This window comes from Gordonia sp. LMA167, assembly GCF_058130025.1.
The window spans coordinates 5,995,062-6,013,321 of record NZ_CM176708.1 but is presented as its reverse complement, the minus strand read 5'-3'; the positions used below and the strand labels follow the sequence as shown (position 1 = coordinate 6,013,321).

The 18,260-nt window shown below is 66.2% G+C and carries 4 protein-coding genes; all 4 read left to right on the top strand.

Going from position 1 to position 18,260, the window contains the following annotated elements:
- The first annotated feature begins 135 nt into the window (after positions 1-135).
- Genes ACVT6V_RS26925 through ACVT6V_RS26910 form a run of 4 tightly spaced genes read left to right on the top strand, consistent with a single transcriptional unit; the run spans position 136 to position 18,237 of the window.
- Entirely contained in the window at positions 136-14,370 is a 14,235-nt protein-coding gene (locus ACVT6V_RS26925) for an amino acid adenylation domain-containing protein (protein WP_489897118.1), read from the top strand.
- A complete protein-coding gene (locus tag ACVT6V_RS26920; RefSeq protein WP_489897117.1) occupies positions 14,367-14,927 on the top strand; it encodes an arsenate reductase/protein-tyrosine-phosphatase family protein in 561 nt (186 codons plus the stop codon). Before ACVT6V_RS26925 ends, ACVT6V_RS26920 begins: the two co-directional genes overlap by 4 nt.
- Positions 14,924-16,681 (top strand): DUF4012 domain-containing protein, encoded by a 1,758-nt coding sequence (locus ACVT6V_RS26915; RefSeq protein ID WP_489897116.1) that lies wholly within the window; start codon positions 14,924-14,926, stop codon positions 16,679-16,681. Before ACVT6V_RS26920 ends, ACVT6V_RS26915 begins: the two co-directional genes overlap by 4 nt.
- Entirely contained in the window at positions 16,678-18,237 is a 1,560-nt protein-coding gene (locus ACVT6V_RS26910; RefSeq protein WP_489897115.1) for an alpha/beta hydrolase-fold protein, read from the top strand. The genes ACVT6V_RS26915 and ACVT6V_RS26910 overlap by 4 nt, the downstream gene beginning before the upstream one ends.
- Positions 18,238-18,260: the final 23 nt, after the last annotated feature.

The following is an 18,260-nucleotide window of genomic DNA, read 5'->3' as shown; positions in this document are numbered from 1 at the left end:
GCGGTGCGCGCACGTGGCGATGTGGGCATATGCATCCCGTTGTGCTGGCTCGGGTGTTCCCGAGGCCCGAACGGTTCGCTGGGCGTGTCACCAACTTTCACCTTTCCGCCAATCGGTTCACTATGGTGGCTCGGCATGACTAAGTTCGTTGAAGAATTTCCACTAAGTCGAGCACAGTTGGAACTGTGGAAGACGCAACAAAGCCTACCTAACGTTCCCATTAACACGGCCCAATATGTTGAAGTGGATGGACCTCTCGACATAGATATATTCGTTCGTCATTCAAGTCAAGTTGTCAAGAACGCCAAATTCACTCAGGTGCGCTTCCACGATCTAGAGGATGGGCCTGCGGGCGTCTATGATCCGGCGTTGCACTATTGGGTCGAAGTTATCGACTTGCGTAGCGAGCTTCATCCGAGAGCGATCGCTGAATCAATGATGCGAGAGGACTACTCACAGGTCCTTGACCCTTGTGTGGATCGCACCGCTCGTGGAATCCTCTTCGTCCTTGGTGACGACAAGTTTCTAATCTATAACCGAGGCCACCACTTGCTGTCTGATGGGATGGGCGGCAAGGACAAGATGGTCGAAGCTCTCGCTGCGTACACCGCAGCAGTCCGCGGCGATCCCCCGCCGTGCTCGAATCCAGTAGAATTGGACCTTCCTGCCCGAGTCGACGCTCAGTACCGGGAGTCCTCTCGATTCGTAACAGATCGCGCCGCCTGGCAGAGTCAGATGTCCGGTGTTGGCCTTGGCAAGTCGCTCGCGCACCGCTCGGGCTCGCCGAAGTCCGCTGGGCTGTCGGCATCCGCCGTCATACCCGCTACCACCATGAGTCGATTGCAAGTTGCGGGCGCCCACCACGCTGCGGTCATACCGACGTTGATCGCAATGGCGTTCGGTTCCTACCTGGCTCGCGTGGCCGACGGGGATGAAGTCATCCTTCAGTTCCCCGTTGCGGCGCGAACAACCAAAGAACTACGTTCTACGCCACTTCCGGTCGCGAACACAGTGCCGCTTCGTACCCATGTCACGCCGAATTCGACTGTTGTCTCGGCCTTGAAAGCCACCCAAGCCGCCCTGATGGTGGCTCTGCGGCATCAGCGGTACCGGGGCGAAGACATCTGGGCAGATGTGGCGGCCGACGAGACGAGTGGCAGAACCTCCCGTACGGCCATCCAGGAGCGATCCGGGCCGATGCTCAACCTGATGTTGTTTGAGCGTGAGTTTCCTTGTGGTGAGGCAACGGCAACCTTTCATATCTTGACGGTCGGTCCTGCCGAAGACTTGACGATCAACATTTATCCGATGCCCAAGAAGTCGGGGCCGGACTCGTTGATGGTGGCCTTCGACGCGAATCCGAATCGGTATAGCCAGGCTGAGGTTGACCTACACCACCGGAGGTTTATGGCGATGCTCGCGACCGTCTCACGGGCGTTGCTGGAGGAGCCGGACCGGCTGGTGGGGGAATTGCCGTTGGATGCGGAGGAGGAGGCACAGTGGGCCGCGGAAGAGAGCATCGATACGTCGTCGCCTAGCAACTCGACCGGCGACTTTGGCGCGGTTATTGTTCGTGATGTGCGTGGCGTGCGTCTGCCGTCGGGGTTGACTGGGTACATCTGCGTTGGTGATAGGAACACCGGAGACCTAGGACATATCGACGTTGAGACCGGAGCACTCGTCGTCGATCATCTCGCCATAGATCAGGTCGTTGTAGACGGCGTTCGGGTTGACCTTGCGGACCTTGAGCGCGCGGCGCTTGATGTTGAGGGCGTGGCGGCCGCGGTCGCAGTCAAAACGGAGTCGGGGCTTGGCGTTGGGATCGTAGTTGAAGCTGGCGTAGATCGCGCTCACGTGCGCGGGGCGATTCGGCGGCGAGTGAACTCAGTAGTGCCGCAGCTTATTTGGCCCGAGTACGTCGACATCCTTGACGGCGTCCCGATGACCGAGCGTGGTGTGGCAGATCGGGAAGCGGTTTCTGCCTTGCTGGTTGCATTGCCTCGGAAAAAGACACAGTACAGTGCACCGGAGGGACCGATCGAGCAGGCAGTCGCTAATGCGGTGAGCGACGTGGCCGGTGCTGAAAAGCCGTCTATGGATGATGAGCTCGTTCAACTGGGCGTGACGTCAATGGGTTTCATGCAGCTGGCCGCACGGCTCGGTAGTGGGCTTCGGGTGAGCGTGGGTGTGCGCGACCTGAATGAGGTCACCACTTTGCGCGAACTGGCGAAGGTGATTGAGAAGGCTGCACCAATGCGCGCGGTGTCGGGTGGTGTGGTGCGGTATCGGCCGACGAAGGCGCAGCGGGAGATTTGGGTGGTGAACCGGGCGAACCCTTCGTGGCTCGTCGCTTCGTTCCTCGCACCTCAGGGATCGGCCGGGGCGTCTGGTGGGACGACGCCGCTTGGACCTGAGTGGGCGAATGGTGCGCCAGTATCTGCGCGCAACGGTACCGGTGGTTCGCATTCGGACCTTGTCTATCACCTGGCTGTCCATCTCGCGCTGGCTGCAGGAATATCTGAGGACGCCGTACGGGCGGCGCTGATCGATGTGGCTGGCCGCCACGAGGCACTCCGGACCGTATACCACGACGACGGGGGTGAACCGATCGCGGTTGTGCGGCCAATGGGTGACGCGGCGGCGACCGCTCCGATCACCTCGTCGACGTTGGATGTGGCGGGATTGGAGCGTGCGGTGTCGACACTGTTCGATCTCACCGTCGAGGCGCCCTGGCGTGCCGTGCTCGACACCTCTGGCGACACCGTCGATCTTGTGCTCGTTGCCCATCACATTGCAATCGATGAGTGGTCGCTTCCAATTGTGCTCGCCGACTTTGCTATAGCTGTGAAGGCACGGCAGTCCGGAAACGAGCCGGAATGGGCATCGGAGGTGACCGGATTCAGCGCTACTCTCGAGGCGCGGGACGAATCACCTGCGTCGGGGATCTATTGGACCCGCAAGATGCGACGTGCGCCAGAACGCCTGGCGTTGCCGGCGCCGGCGGCCACTGCTCCTACCGGACTGACTCGAGGGCCTGCCGTTTACCTGCGACGCGCCATCAGCAGCGACCTGCGCGGGCGCGCAGTGGATGTGGCGCGGTCGGCCGGCACCACCCTGAACACCCTGCTAAACCTGGCAGTCGTTGCCACACTGGGCGACTACACCGACACCGACGACATCGTGCTGTCCATACCCGTCGCCGGCCGCGAAACCAGTGACGAACTGCAGACCGTGGGCATGTTTGTGCAGACGGTGCCGCTGCGGATTACCGGCGCTCGTGAGCTGGCGGTGCACGAAGCTCTGTCTCGGGTGGCCAAGGGTATTACTGAGGCTCAGCGGCACGCCGCGTCGGCGCCTACCGGGCTGGCTGACGTCATCTTCGCGTACCAAGCCCGACAACCTGACCTCGCTGCATCAGGGGTCATCGTGGATGGGAAGGCACTCCCCACGTATCAGGCGCGAACCGCGTTGGAGTTCAGCGTCGTTGATGACGAGACGGAACTCGTGATTACTTTGACAGTCGCCGAGCAGTACGTGGATGTGGTTGCGGCTGAGCACATTCTCGATCGGTTTGTCGACTCTGTTGTCGGGCCCACCGGGGCAGACGCGGAATCGCGCGTGTTGCACTGCGCACCCGTGGTGGCGTTGCCGGAGCGCACCGGCCGGGCGACGCCTCTCGTTGACCCGATCCACGCGCTGCTGCAGCATGCAGATGCGCGCCCGCACGCGCTGGCGCTGGTAGCCGGTGACGAGCGGCTCACGTATCGGCAGCTGGTGGCGCGGGCTCGTGATTTGTCCGGGCGATTGCAGAGCATGGGTGTGCGGCCGGGGGACCGGGTGGGGTTACTGCTGCCCGAGGGGGCAGATGCGGTGGTTACGATCGTCGCGTCGTTGTTGGCCGATGCGGTGTACGTGCCGATTGATCCGGAGTATCCGCAGACGCGGATCGATCTGGTGCTGGATGCGACGCAGCCGGCAGCGGTGGTGCGGCCGGGGCTTGAGGTGCTTGCCGGCGTGGGGCTGGGTGTGGCCGAGCCCATTCCGGATGGGGCGTACATCATCCATACGTCTGGGTCGACGGGTGTGCCCAAGGGTGTGGTGGTGACGCGGTCGAATGTGGCAGCGATGCTGGGCGCGGCGCTCGATGTGGTGGACGCCGGACCTGGCGAGGTGTGGAGTTGGGTGCACTCCTACGCATTCGACTTCTCGGTGTGGGAGATCTTTGGCGCGTTGGCGTCCGGCGGGACGGTTGTTGCGATCGATCGTGACACAGTGCGTGATCCGCAGTTGCTGGCGGAGAGACTGAATAGCAACGGGGTCACAATCCTGTCCCAGACGCCGACGGCGGTTGCGGCGCTTACAGACCCGTCGGTTGTCGACAGTGTTTTGCCCAGCGTGCGAACGGTGGTTTTTGGTGGCGAGGCGTTGAGTCCGGCGGCGTTGCGGCCCTTCGTGTCTCGTCGCTTGCGCTCCTCGCACCTCAGGGATCTGGGGGAGGCGACCAGCGTGCACTCCCCGCACCTCGGGGATCTGGGGGAGGCGACCAGCGTGCACTCCCCACACCTCGGGGATCCCGAGGTGGCCGCGGGCGTTGGATCGCGGGACCTCGGGGATCGGGGTGAACAGAGCGTCGCTGACCTAAGACTAATCAACATGTACGGGATCACCGAGACCACCGTGCATCTCACCGCTTGCGACGTCGACCTCGACGACGAACGCAGCATCATCGGTGCTCCGCTTGACGGCGTCGGGTGGGTGATCCTGGACTCGCGGCTTCGGCCGGTGCCGATGGGTGGCCTCGGTGAGCTGTACGTTGCCGGCGACCAGGTTTCGATGGGATACCTCAATGCGACTGCGCTGACGGCCACGCGATTCGTCGCCGACCCGTATGGGTCGGGCACGCGCATGTATCGGACCGGTGATCGGGTGCGTGAGGTGATACCTGGCCGTCTCGCGTACCTGGGCCGCGACGACGACCAGGTGCAGCTTCGTGGACACCGAATCGAACTCGGCGAGATCAGCACAGTCCTGCGATCGGTGCCCGGTGTGGGCACGGTGCGGGTGTTGGTGGCACCAGGCCGAACGGCCGGCGATGAGCGGATCGTCGCCTTCGTGACCGAAGACGGACTCGCCGACTGGGACGACGTCAAGGCACTCAACGAATCGGTCATGCTCGAGGCCTGCGCAGCGCGACTACCCAGCTATGCGGTGCCGTCGCGAGTGCAGGTGGTCGAAGGCTGGCCGATGACTCCGAACGGCAAGCTGGACCGAGACAAACTGCTTGCAGACCTCGATGAGTCAGCTGAGCCGTCGCGGCCGCTGACCGAGGTGGAAGAGACTGTCGCAGCGGCGATGCGGGCGGTGATCGGTACCGACGAATCGACACCGATGGTGCCCGGGACCAACTTCTTCGCGGCTGGTGGCACGTCGCTGTCAGCGGCGCGGCTTGCCGCCGCGCTCGTCGCGGAACGCCAGAGCGTCGGCGTCGCGGATGTCTTCGATTATCCGACCATCGAAGGCCTGGCCCGTGTCATCGTTGACGCGCGCGGGGAGGGCAGCCCGGGCGAGGCCATGCCGTCGCTCAGTGAACACCGCGACGAACCGGAGCGCCTTCCGCTAACACCGGAACAGTTGGACCTGTGGTTGCGGTGGCGCACAGAACCCGAGTTCACCGGCTACCTGATGAACCTCGCGATACCAGTACCGGCGAACCCCGAGGAAACACGGCGGGCGGTGTCGGCGATCGTCGCACGCCACGATGCATTGCGCACCAACTTCCCCGTCCACGACGGATCGCCCTACCAGCGGCGCTGGAGTGACGCCGAACTCGAGGCCCACCTGAGTCGGGAACTCGCGGCAGACATCGACGCGAAGGTGGCACCCATCGATCTGGCCGAGTCGCTGCCGTGGCGACTGCGGATCGTCGAACGTGATGGTGAGACATGGCTTCTCGTCGTGGTCCATCACATCGCCGTCGATGGCGAATCGGTGCCGATCCTGCGGGACGAGTTGACAGCCGAACTTGCCGGGACTCCCGTTGTCGATCATGAGCGGGTCGATTACCGCCAGTACTCGCTGTGGCGCGACGAGATGGTGCAGGCCCGACGCAACGAGCTCGTGGAGCACTGGTCGGCGGCATTCGCCGAACCGGTGCAGCCGCTGCGGCTGCCGGAGATCAACCTGCGAGGCGGGATCGACAGTGAGCAGGCTGCGCTGTCGGTGCATACCGCGCACGGTGAGCTCGGGGAGTCCGTGACCGCCGCGTTGGATGCTTTGGCGATCGAACGGCACAGCACGGCGTTCATTGCTGCACACACTGCGTTGGCGGCTGTGCTTGCCCAGCAGAGTGGTTCGTCGACGGTGACGATCGGGACCGCGGTGTCGGGACGGCTGGATGCGCGGTTGGCGTCGGTTCCCGGGCTGTTTGCTCGGGCGGTGCCGTTGCACACGGCCATCGACTTGGATGTGTCGTTCGGGGAGCTGTTGTCGCGGGTGACCGAGGTTGACCTCGGTGCGTTTGCGAATGCGGATCTGCCGTTGACGGAGATTGCCGAGATCGCGGATCCGGGGCGCGGGATGGCCGGAAATTCGTTGTTCGAGGTGTCGTTGGGGATGGTGCCGGGGGAGGTGGTTGAGGTTGCTGGGCTTGGTAGTGGTGGTGGTCTCGATACGCCTCCTCGCCTAGCGGCTCGGAGGCTACTCGACCAGCGGGGGGTGGGCCTCGACCAGCGGGGCACAGACATGCCGCTGTTTGGGATTGACGTTTCGATGTATCAGGTGGAGGGGCGGCTGCACCTGACCATGAGTTGCACCGACGCGGTGGCCGGCGCGGAGCGGCTGGATGCGCTGTGTCGGCTCGTGGTGGAGACGCTGGAACGGGCGGTCGGCAACGTTGATCGGCCGACGGCTGAACTGCTGGCCGGGGAGACGTCGGTGGCGGTTCCGGCGCCGGCGGTGGAGACACTCGGGGACCTCGTGGGCACCGGACTTGCCGAACGTCCGGACGCGATGGCCGTCGTCGGTGACGGCGCGATGACCAATGCCGAGCTCGACCAGCGATCGGCAGCGGTGGCTCGGGAACTCATCGGCCACGGGATCGGGCCGGGGGATGTTGTGGTGCAGCATCTTCCGCGATCGGTGTGGAATGTGGTGGCGACTCTGGCGGTGGCGCGGACGGGAGCCGCGTTCGTCAATGTCGATCCGCGTGACCCGATGGAGCGGCGACGCACCATCATCGGTCGGGCTCGACCGCGCGCTGTGCTGACGCTGGCCGGCCAGACGGTGCCGGACGTCGATGCGTCGATTCCTGTCCTCGCGGTCAATGAGATCGAATCCGGTTCTGCCGCTCCGTTCTCCGTGTCCGAGCGGGTGCGTCCCCTCCTTGCCGACGACGCCGCGTACGTCACGTTCACCTCCGGCACCACCGGAACGCCGAAGGGTGTGGTGGTCACCCACCGCGGCATCGCCGGCTGGGCCCGAGACACCGTTGCACGCCTGCAGCTCACCGACGCCGACCGTGTGTTGCACACGTACGCGCCAGGATTCGATGCGCAGCTGATGGGTTTGGTGGTGCCGCGGATCGTCGGAGCGAGCATCGTCATCTGCCCGCCCGACGTCATCGCCGCCGACGAACTCCGCGACGTGATCACCGACCACGACGTCAGCGTGCTGCTCACCACGCCATCCGTGCTCGCGACCCTACGACCCGACGACCTGCCGAGTGTGCGGCATGTGGCCGTCGGTGGCGAACCGCTGGGCGCCGGCCTGGTCCGTGACTGGACACCCTCGGTCACCATGAGCAACGAATACGGGCCCACCGAGGCCACCGTCGCGGTCAGTAGCGCACGACTCACACACGGCGCCGATGGGGCGGTCCCGATCGGCACCACCCTGGCCGGTGTCACCGCCCACGTCCTCGACAGCAAGCTGCGGCCGGTGCCCGTTCACACGGTCGGGGAGCTGTACGTTGCCGGAAACTGTCTGGCGCGAAGCTATCTCGACGACGCGGCTCTCACTGCCGCAGCATTCATCGCCGACCCCGCCGGCTCCGGGCAACGTTTGTACCGCACCGGCGACCTGGTGCATCGTCGACCCGACGGCACACTCGTCATCCACGGTCGCACCGACGACCAGGTCAAGATCCGCGGCATCCGCCTCGAACCCGCCGAAATCGACGCCGCCCTGTCGCAATTGTCGGAGGTGGCGACCTCGGTCACCGCGGTGCGCACCAACGCCAGCGGCGAGAAGACGCTGGTGTCATGGGTGGTCGCCGAACCCGACACCGACCTCCGGCCCGACGCGCTGCGCGCCGAACTATCGCATGTGTTGCCGCGCAGCATCGTTCCCGCCACGATCATCTCCGTCGACGCACTGCCGATCGGACCGAACGGCAAGGTCGACACGGCGCGACTCCCGGAACCCGACATGGCTGCCGGTGCCATTTCCGCTGGTGCGGCGCTGTCGGGTGCGACGGAAGAGGTAATCGCCGAGGTGTGGGCCGACGTCCTTGAAATCCCCGTCGCTCAGCTCACCGCCGACTCGGACTTCTTCGCGGCCGGCGGCACATCGCTGTCGGCGACGCGGGTCACCGCACGGCTGTCGGGGGCGTTGGGTGTCGAGGTGCCGGTGCGGGTGCTGTTCGAGGCGCGGTCGGTGCGGGCCGTCGCCGAGCGCGTCGACGAACTGCGCAGCACCGCACCCGGTCCGGTACCCGAGTCGTTGCCGATCCCCGACCATCTGCCGCTGGCCCATCCGCAGCGTGGCATGTGGATTCACCACCACTACGACCCGACGTCGACCGCCTACCACGTGCCGGTGGTGATCCGCATCGACGGCGAGATCGACGTCGCCCAGCTACGGCAGGCTGTCGACGCCGTCGTCGACACTCATGCCGTGCTGCGCACCGCCTACCCCGACAGCCCGGCCGGGCCGGTACAGCGGATCGTCGACCGAGACGGCCCGGTCCTGGGCCACGAGCGCGTCGACGCCGGTGCGGTCGGACCGGCCATCGACGTGTTCCTCTCCTCACCGTTCGATCTCGAACACGAACCCGGTTTCCGGGCCACCGTCTTCGACGTCAGCGACGAACCATCGGGTGCCGTCGTCGAACGGTATTTCGTAGCGGCGCTGCACCACATCGCGATCGACGGATGGTCGATGCGGATTTTGATGCATGATCTGCTGCGCGCGTTTGCCGGCGAGAGCCTGCCGTCGGATCGGGCGTTGACCTACGCCGACTTCACCCAGTGGGAGATGCGCCGCCTCGGCGGGCCCGACGACCCCGCCAGCCGCTACAGCCGCGAACTCGGCCACTGGCTCACCACACTCGACGGTGCCGGCGAACCGATCCGTATCCCCGGCCGACGTGACACCGAAGGGGCGCCCGGCCGCATCACCCAACGGGTCGACAGCGCCACGACGCACGAGCTGCGGCAGACGGCGCAGCGGTTGTCGGCCACGGTGTTCCATGTCGCGCACGCCGCGTTGGCGGCCGTGGTGGGGCAGTGGACCGGGCGATGGGATGCGGTGGTCGGTGTGCCGGTCCACGGTCGTAGTGCACCCGAATGGGAATCGGTGGTCGGCATGTTCGTCAACACCGTCGCCCTGCGCACCCGGGTCGGCGCCGACGACCCGATGCGGGCCGTCGTTGAGCAGGCCCGTGACGTCGCGCTCACCGCCGCCGACCATGCCGAGGTGCCCTACGATGCGGTCGCCCGCGCCGTACGCCCCAACGCCCACGACGGCTTCGACCCGCTCATCTCGGTGCTACTGGTGAACGAGGATGTGCTGCCGACGATCTCCGACGAGATCCTGACTGGCGGATCTGGCGGCGAGGCGTGGCGGGCCGCGGTGGTCGATCGCATCGCCACCGTCGACGCCAAGTTCGACATCGAAGTGGTCCTCGCCGAAGACCAGAACGGCATCGCGGTCACGGTGGTGCACTCCGGGTACATCCCCAGGGATGTGGCGGAAGCTCTGCTCGGCGACTTCGTGACCGTGTTTGCGGCTGCTGCTGGGGACGTGGAGGTGCCGTTCCCGAGGCTTGATGCGCCAGCTGAGGCTTCGGGCCGTGCCGCGGTGACGGAAGTGCCGGTGGCGCGGGACGATGCGTCGTTGACCGGGCAAGTGGCTGCGGTGATGGCCGAGGTGCTCGGGGTGTCGGAGACGACCGTCGGCGTGGGGGATGACTTCTTCGCCATTGGTGGGACGTCGCTGTCGGCGACACGGGTGACGTCGACGCTGGGGCGTGAGCTCGGGGTGCGGGTGCCGACGCGGCTGCTGTTCGAGAATCCGAGTCCGGCGGAGCTGGGGGCTGTGGTTGCGGGGCTTCGGGACGAGGGGGTTCGTGAGGGTGGCGTGGCCGTTCGTGACGGTGGGGTGGCCCTTCGTGACGCACGCTCGTTCCTCGCGGGCTCCTCAGGGACCGAGGAGGAGCCTTCCCCGCTCCCTGAGGTGCGAGGAGCGGAGCGACGAGCCACGAAGGGTTCGGACTTCACGCTCTCTCCGACGCAGCGGCGGATGTGGACTACCGCGCATCTGCTCGGTGAGGTGCCGATCTATGCGGTGCCTGTAGTGGTGCCGGTACCTGCGGGCCTTGGTGTCGACCAGGTGACTGGCGCAGTACATGCTGTGGTTGAACGGCATTCGGCGTTGCGGACACTCTTCCTGTCGGCGGCGGATGGGCCGCGGCAGCGGGTGTTGGGGGAGTGGCGGCCGGAGATCGAACGGATGACCGTCGATGAGGCCGCGGAACGACTCGACGAATTTGCCGCGCCGTTCGACCTAGAGGCTGCGCCGCCCGTCCGCGCATGGGTGCTGACGTCCGACTCCGATCCGGCGGCGGTGGTGATCGTCGGTCACCACATCGTGCTTGACGGGGAGTCGGCGTCGATCCTTGGTGACGAGCTCGGTGCGCTGTTGGCCGGTGGTGAGCTGGATTCGGCGGCTGCGGGATTCGATGTCGTCGCCCGTCGGATGGCGATCGACGAGGAGCATTCACGGACCGAGCAGCTGGGGTTCTGGGCGGAGGCGCTCGACGGCTACAGCGGGCGGCTCGACCTGGTGCCGGATCGGCCGGTGGCGCGCGATTTGCGCACGGCGGTGGCCGAATTCGATCTCGGCGAAGACGTGTCGCAGCAGGTGGCGGCCGCTGCGCATCGCGCCAAGGCCAGCGACTTCCACGTCTTGCACGCCGGTGTGGCGATGGCCCTTACTGTTCAGTCCGGCACCGATGACGTCGCCGTGGCCACGCCGGTGTCGATGCGACGGGATGCCGAGAGCGCTCGGACGGTTGGCATGTTGGTCTCGACGGTCGTGTTGCGGACGCGGATCGGTGGAGGTCTGAGCGTCGGCGAGCTGATCGAGTCGGTGCGAGACGCGGACTTGGCGGCCATCGATCATGCGTTGGTGGCGTTCGACGATGTAGTGGCGCTGGTCGATCCGCCGCGCGAGACGGGAATGCATCCGTTGGTGCAAGTGGCGTTCTCCGTCGGGGGTGGTCTGGTGGCGCCGCAGGATGGTGGGGTGCTCGAGGCTCGGAGCGAGTTCGATCTGCATGTCGAGGCGTTGCTGGTTGACGGGTTGTGGCGGCTGCGGTTGACGTATGCGCGGGATCTGTTCGACGAGGCCGGGATTGGTGTGTTGGGTCGGCGGATGGTTGATGGGGTGTCGGGGGTGGTTTCGGAAGCCGGACGCTTGGTTGCTGGGGTTGACTTGTTGACGGTTGGGGAGCGGGAGTTTGTTGCTGGGCATGCTGTGGTTGGTGAGGTCGGGGTGGACCAGTGGTCTCGATACGCGGTCTCGCCTAGCGGCTCGACCGCTACTCGACCAGCGGAGGGGGGCGGCTCGACCGCTACTCGACCAGCGGATGGGCAGCCGACTCCCGATGGTCGAGTAGCTTCCGAGCCGCTAGGCGAGGGAGCGTATCGAGACCACCGGTCGTCGCGTGGGCGGATTCGGCGTGCGTGGTCTCGATACGCCTCCTCACTCCGTTCGTCGGCTACTCGACCAGCGGAGGGGACCTCGGCTACTCGACCAGCGGAAGGGGCGGAAATTGCTGGGCTGCCGTTGCTGGGGGATCTGCTGGCGGCAGCGGTGGCTCGGTATCCGGAGCGGGTGGCGCTGGATGACGGGCGGCGGCAGCTGACGTATCGGCAGTTCGACGACTGGGTGTCGGTGACGGCGCAGACGTTGCGGCAGCGCGGAATCGCGGCCAGGGACGTGGTGGCGGTTGCGGTGCCGCGGTCCATCGAATCGGTGATCGGGCTGTGGGCGGTCAGCCGGATCGGGGCGGTCTGCGTGCCGGTCGACGTCACGTATCCGCGGGCGCGGCTGGATCAGGTGATCGCAGTGACGGGCGCGACCGTCATCGAGGCCGATGACATTCCCGGTCAGCCGACGGAAGATGTTGCGCCGGAGCCGGTCACGCGGGTGTCGCCGGATGCGTTGGCATACGTGATCACCACGTCGGGCACCACCGGTGTACCGAACGTGGTGGGCGTGTCGCACCGCGGTGTGTATCGGGTGGCGTCGCTGGGTGACGTGGCCGACGACGACCGGGTCGCCATGGCCATCAGCCCCGGCTTCGACGCGACCTTCCACGACATGCTGCTGCCGCTGGCGGCCGGTGCCACCCTCGTGGTGGTTCCCGCCAACATCGCCGGAGGCCGCGACCTCACCCACTTCCTGCGTGAGCAGCGGGTGACCGTGTTCACCGCCACCCCGTCGGTGATGCGTACCCTGAACGCGCCCGAAATCGCCTCGCTACGAATGGTGTACATCGGTGGGGAGGCGCTGACCACCGATCTCGCCGACACCTGGGCACGCCACGCGCAGGTCAGAAACATCTATGGACCCACCGAGACCACGGTGACCGTGTCGACCAGCACCTACCAGCCCGGCGGACCGGTGCGAATCGGGCGGCCGCGCCCCGGCATCGGCGTGCAGGTCCTGGACCGGTATCTGCGTCCCGTGCCGCCCGACGTCGTCGGCGAACTGTATGTCACCGGAACTGGCGTGGCCCGCGGCTATCTCGGCGATCCGGCTCTCACGGCGGCGAGCTTCGTCGCAGGTCCCGACGGGCAACGGTGGTACCGGACCGGCGACCTGGTGCGCTGGGACGTCGAGACCGCCGAACTCGTCTATCTCGGCCGCGCCGACCGGCAGATCAAGATCCGTGGCCAACGCGTCGAACCGGCCGAGATCGACGCCGTGCTGGTGGGCGCGGGTGCACATCGGTCCGCGACCGTCCTGCGCGGCGGACCCGTCGGGCCGGCGCTGGTCTCCTACGTCGTGGCGGCCGAGATATCGACCGACACCCTCGCCACCGCGTGCCGTGCCGTGCTACCCCGACACATGGTGCCCAGCCGGATCATCCAAGTACCCGAGCTGCCGCTGACCGGCGCCGGGAAACTCGACGAGAAGCGGCTACCCGAACCCGAATGGTCGGCCTCCCGGCGGACACCCACCACGGCCACCGAGCGGGCGGTGGTCGACGCGTTCGCCGAGGTGCTCGGCGTCGAGATAGGCATGGACGACGACTTCTTCGCCGCCGGCGGTAACTCCCTGGCCCTGCTGACCTTGCGTGATGCGCTGCAACATCGGACCGGGCAGACCGTGTCCGGGCCGGAGCTGTTCGCCCATCCGACGCCGGCGGAGATCGCGGCGCTGATCGAGACGCCGGACCGTGTTGCCGACGATCGGGTGGTGCGTCTGTCGTCGCGTGGCAGCGACCAGGGCTCACCCGTGTGGTGCGTGCACACCGCGGCCGGCATCGTCGAACAGTTCCGGCCACTCGCCGACACCCTCACGACACCGGTGCTGGGACTGCAACTTCCGGAACTCATCGACGCCACGCGCGAGATGCCGGAGTCGTTGCCGGAGTTGGCTTCACTGCATGTGGCCGCGCTGCGGGCCGAGCAGCAGAGCGGGCCGTACCGGCTGGTCGGGTGGTCGCTCGGTGGGGTGATCGCGCATGAGATCGCCCGCCAGCTCGTCGACGCCGGGGAGGAGGTCGCCCAGCTGGTGCTGCTCGATCCGCGCACCCCAGCCGAGTTGGCCGAGGTTTCGGACGAGGAACTGCGGGCCGTCCATCCGCTGCGGGAGGCGGCGCAACGTCGTGACCCGGAGGCGGTGCGGCGCTTCGACGAACGGACCGCGATCATGGCGCAGGCCGCCCGCAGCTATGACCTGCAGCCGGTCGCGGCGGGGACGGTTCTCTACGTCGCCGCCGCCGACAACGACGATCCGGATGCGTGGGGTCGGGCGGTCGGCGGGAACGTCGAGATGATGCGTGTCGACGCCGTTCACGCCGACCTTGGCGAACCTGCGATCCTGCGCGCAATCGCGCGAGTACTCGAGGAGGAGTCATGAGCGCACCGGTCGACGCTGTGTCGTCGGTCCTGTTCATCTGCACCGGCAACATCTGCCGCTCACCCATCGGCGAACGGGTGCTGCAGGGCATGACGGATCGGTCAGGAGTGACCGTGTCGTCGACGAGTGCGGGTGTGGGCGCGATGAACGGGCACGCCATGCATCCGCTGTCGATCGAGGTACTCGTCGAACACGGTTACGACGCGACCGGATTCGAATCCCGCTACCTGCGGCCACCGATGCTCAAGGACGCCGACCTGGTGCTCTGCATGACCCGCGACCATCGCGCCGCCGCCCAGCAGATGCTGCCGGTGCGGTGGAGGCGGATGTTCACCGTCACCGAATTCGCTGAGCTGGCCACCGGCGGAAAACTCGACGAGATCATCGCGACCCGCTCACGCATCGACACCAACTCGCCGCACCTGGACATCCTCGACCCGATGGGTCAGCCGAAAGAGGAGTTCGAGCGGGTGTTCGCCGAGATCGAGCCGAAGGTCGCGACCATCGCGGACTGGCTCGTCGGCGCGGCGGCCGACAACACGGGGGAGACACCATGATCCGTCGAGCGCTGAGCAATCGCGCCGTCCAGATCGGTGCGGTACTGGTCGTCATCGTCGCGGCACTGCTGGCCTGGCTGGCGTTCTCGGCGTGGCAGGTCAAGGGCGACCTGGAATCGGCGCGGAGCGAGGCCTCGCGCGCCCGCACCCTGGCCCTCGACGGGAACCAGGAGGACGCCGCAACATCGGCGAACGCGGCCGCCGACAACGCGCACAGTGCCGATGACTGGTCACACGGCATCGTGTGGTCGGCGGCATCGTCGATCCCGTGGCTGGGCACACCGCTGGAATCGGTGCAGCAGATGAGCACTGCGGTGTCCGATCTGGCGACCGACGTGCTGGTGCCCACCGCGCAGTTGGCATCGGTGCTCAACCCGTCCGAGCTGCGCTCCGGCGACTCGATCAACACGATGCCACTGCGCAAGGCGCAGCCGCAGCTGGCCGAGGTCGCCGCGAAGTCGTCGGAGATCAGCGACCGGGTCGATCAGATCGATCCGAGCTGGCTGGGCACCGTCGCCGACGCGCAGGCCCAGCTGTCCGAGCAGGTCGACGAGGCCGCCGCCACCCTGAACGGCACCAACGTTGCGGCGCAACTGGTCCCGTCGATGCTCGGCGGCACCGGGCCACGTAACTACTTCCTGGCGTTCCAGACCCCGTCGGAATCCCGCGGAACCGGCGGTCTCGTCGGCGGATTCGCCATCCTCAACGCCCGCACCGGCCACGTCACCGTGCCCACCCTGGGCGCCAACTCCACCTTCCAGGACCCGGCCAGACCACAGGTGGATCTCGGCCCCGACTATGACGCGATCTACTCGCCGTATCACCCCTACACCGACTTCCGGAACGGCAACCTCAGCGCGCATTTCCCGGATGCCGCGCAGATCTGGATCGCCAACTGGAAGAAGCAGACCGGGCAACGGCTCGACGGTGCGATGGCACTCGATCCGATCGCGTTGAGCTACGTGCTCAAAGTGACCGGGCCGGTGACACTGCCCAACGGGGACAAGATCACCGCCGACAACGTCGTCCCCATCACCCTGTCCACGTCGTATGTGCGGTTCCGCGGCGACAACGACGCCCGCAAGGCGTACCTTCAATCCATCGCCAAGGCCGTCGTCGACCAACTCAGTACGTCGAAGGGTGATACCGGCGCCATCCTCGAAGCGCTCGGTCACGGTGTGCAGGAGCGCCGCATCATGATCTACAGCACGCACCCGGCGGAGGAACGCGTCTTGCAGACCACCAATCTCGGGCACCAGATCTCCGACACCACAGCGCCCTATCTGCAGGTGGCGGTCGGCAACGCCGGCGGCAACAAACTCGACTACTACCTGCGCCGCGACATCAGCTACCAGACCGGCAGCTGCAGCGGCGACACCCGGGAGAGCACGGTGACCGTGAAACTCACCAACACGCTCGACGATCTGTCGTTGCCGGACTACGTCATCGCGCCGAACGGTACGCGGCTGGACATGCCACGCGGAACCAACCTGTCGAACGTGGAGATGCTCACCACCCAAGGGGCGGTCATCAAGGAGATCTCGGTGGACGGTAAGAGCCCCATGTATGTGGAAGAGACGCTGCACGGCAGGCCGTATGTGTCGACGATGGTGCGTATCCCGCCCGGAAAGTCGGTGACCGTGAAGCTGACGATGGATGAGCCGACGGTGGCAGGGAAACCCGATGTGCCGATCCAGCCGCTGGTGGACGATCCGACGGTGAACGTCGACGTTCCCGTCTGCGGGGCGTCGTGAATCCCGCGCTGCGGCGGCGGCATACGCTGGCGGCCACGGCCGCGGTGGTGAGTGCGGCACTGCTGTTCGGTGCGGGGACCGCCGCGGCAGTCGATCCGACGACGCTGCGCAGCGGATGCTCGTATTCGAACGCCGCCGAGAAGGCGCAGAACATCCAGACCTGCACGGTGTGGTCGGAGTCCATGCAGTCCAACGTCACCGTCAAGGTGCGGCCGTCGAGTCAACAAGCGGGACAGCAAGAGCAAGCCGTCTACTTCCTCGGCGGCGTCGGGGGAGACGGCGAGGCCGGCAGCCTCATGTCGCAGTACAGCACCCAGTACACCTTGGTGGAGGTACAGGGCAGTTCGAAGGCGTGGTCGTCCAACTGGGAGGACCTGCCCGTCGATGCCGATGGCAACACGCTGACCAATGCCAGTGGCGGGGAGTACGACCCGCAGTGGGAAACCTTCATCGGCGAAGAATTGCCCGCCTATCTGAACGACAACTTCTCCGTCGACGAAACCGGCAACGCCATCGTCGGACTGTCGATGAGTGGCGGACAGGCGGTGAACATCGCGTTGAAGTATCCCGAGGTGTTCAAGGTCGCGCACTCGATCTCCGGGTACTACCAGACCGACAGCGTCCTCGGCTATGTGCTGATCCCGTACATCCTCAGTACCCGCGAAGGAATCGCCAACGGCCTGGACGGCATGTGGGGCAATCCCTTTGCGCCCGGAAACCAGTGGGCGGCCAACGACGTCACCCGTCACATCATCGAATCCAAGAACAACGGCCAGACCATCATCGTCTCCGCCGGCACCGGCATCCTCACCGGACAGGCCGAACTCGACGAACTCATGGGTCTCGGCGGCATCGGCGAAGTGATCTTCGGCAGCGGTCTGGAGACCCTCTCGTTCGCATCGACCGTGATCCTCAACGGCGTCGCCGTCGTGTTCGGCCTACCGGTCGAGTACAACTACACCAACGGCGCCCACACCTGGACACACTGGAACGCGAACGCCGCCACCGAGGCCGGGATGGTGCAGGAGGCGTTGAAAAAGTATGAGGTGCCGACGGATACGGTGGTTGGGGCCTCGGCCTCGTCTGATGCTGGCGACGTGGTCGATACGCCTGCGGTGCAGAAGGTTTCGACGTCGAAGGTATCGGCTGTCGCGCCCGCCGAGGCCAGTGCGGCGCCGAGCGCACCGACGGTTGCGCAGGCTGAGCCTACGGTTGCGGAGACCGAACCCGCTGATTCGCCGACCGAGCCCACCTCCGCGCCTAACGAGGCCGGTGCTTCGCCGAGCGAGCGCACGTCGACCAGCGAACCGGGTTCATCGCCCACGGAGTCCGCATCCGCGCCAACCGAGGCTGCCGATTCGGCGACGTCAGGTGCAATGACATCAGACTCCGCCTTGACGGATTCGTCCGACGGCCGGTCGACGGATGGGGAGTCGAGTGACTCCGCGTCCGAGTCCGATGCTCCGTCGGATCAGGAAAGCTCTACCGCAGACGATTCCGAGGAGTCGAGCGACGGATCGGACAGCGTTGAGGGTAGGGGTGCAGCGGCGTGGTGACACTAGTCGGCGTGCAGTAGCAG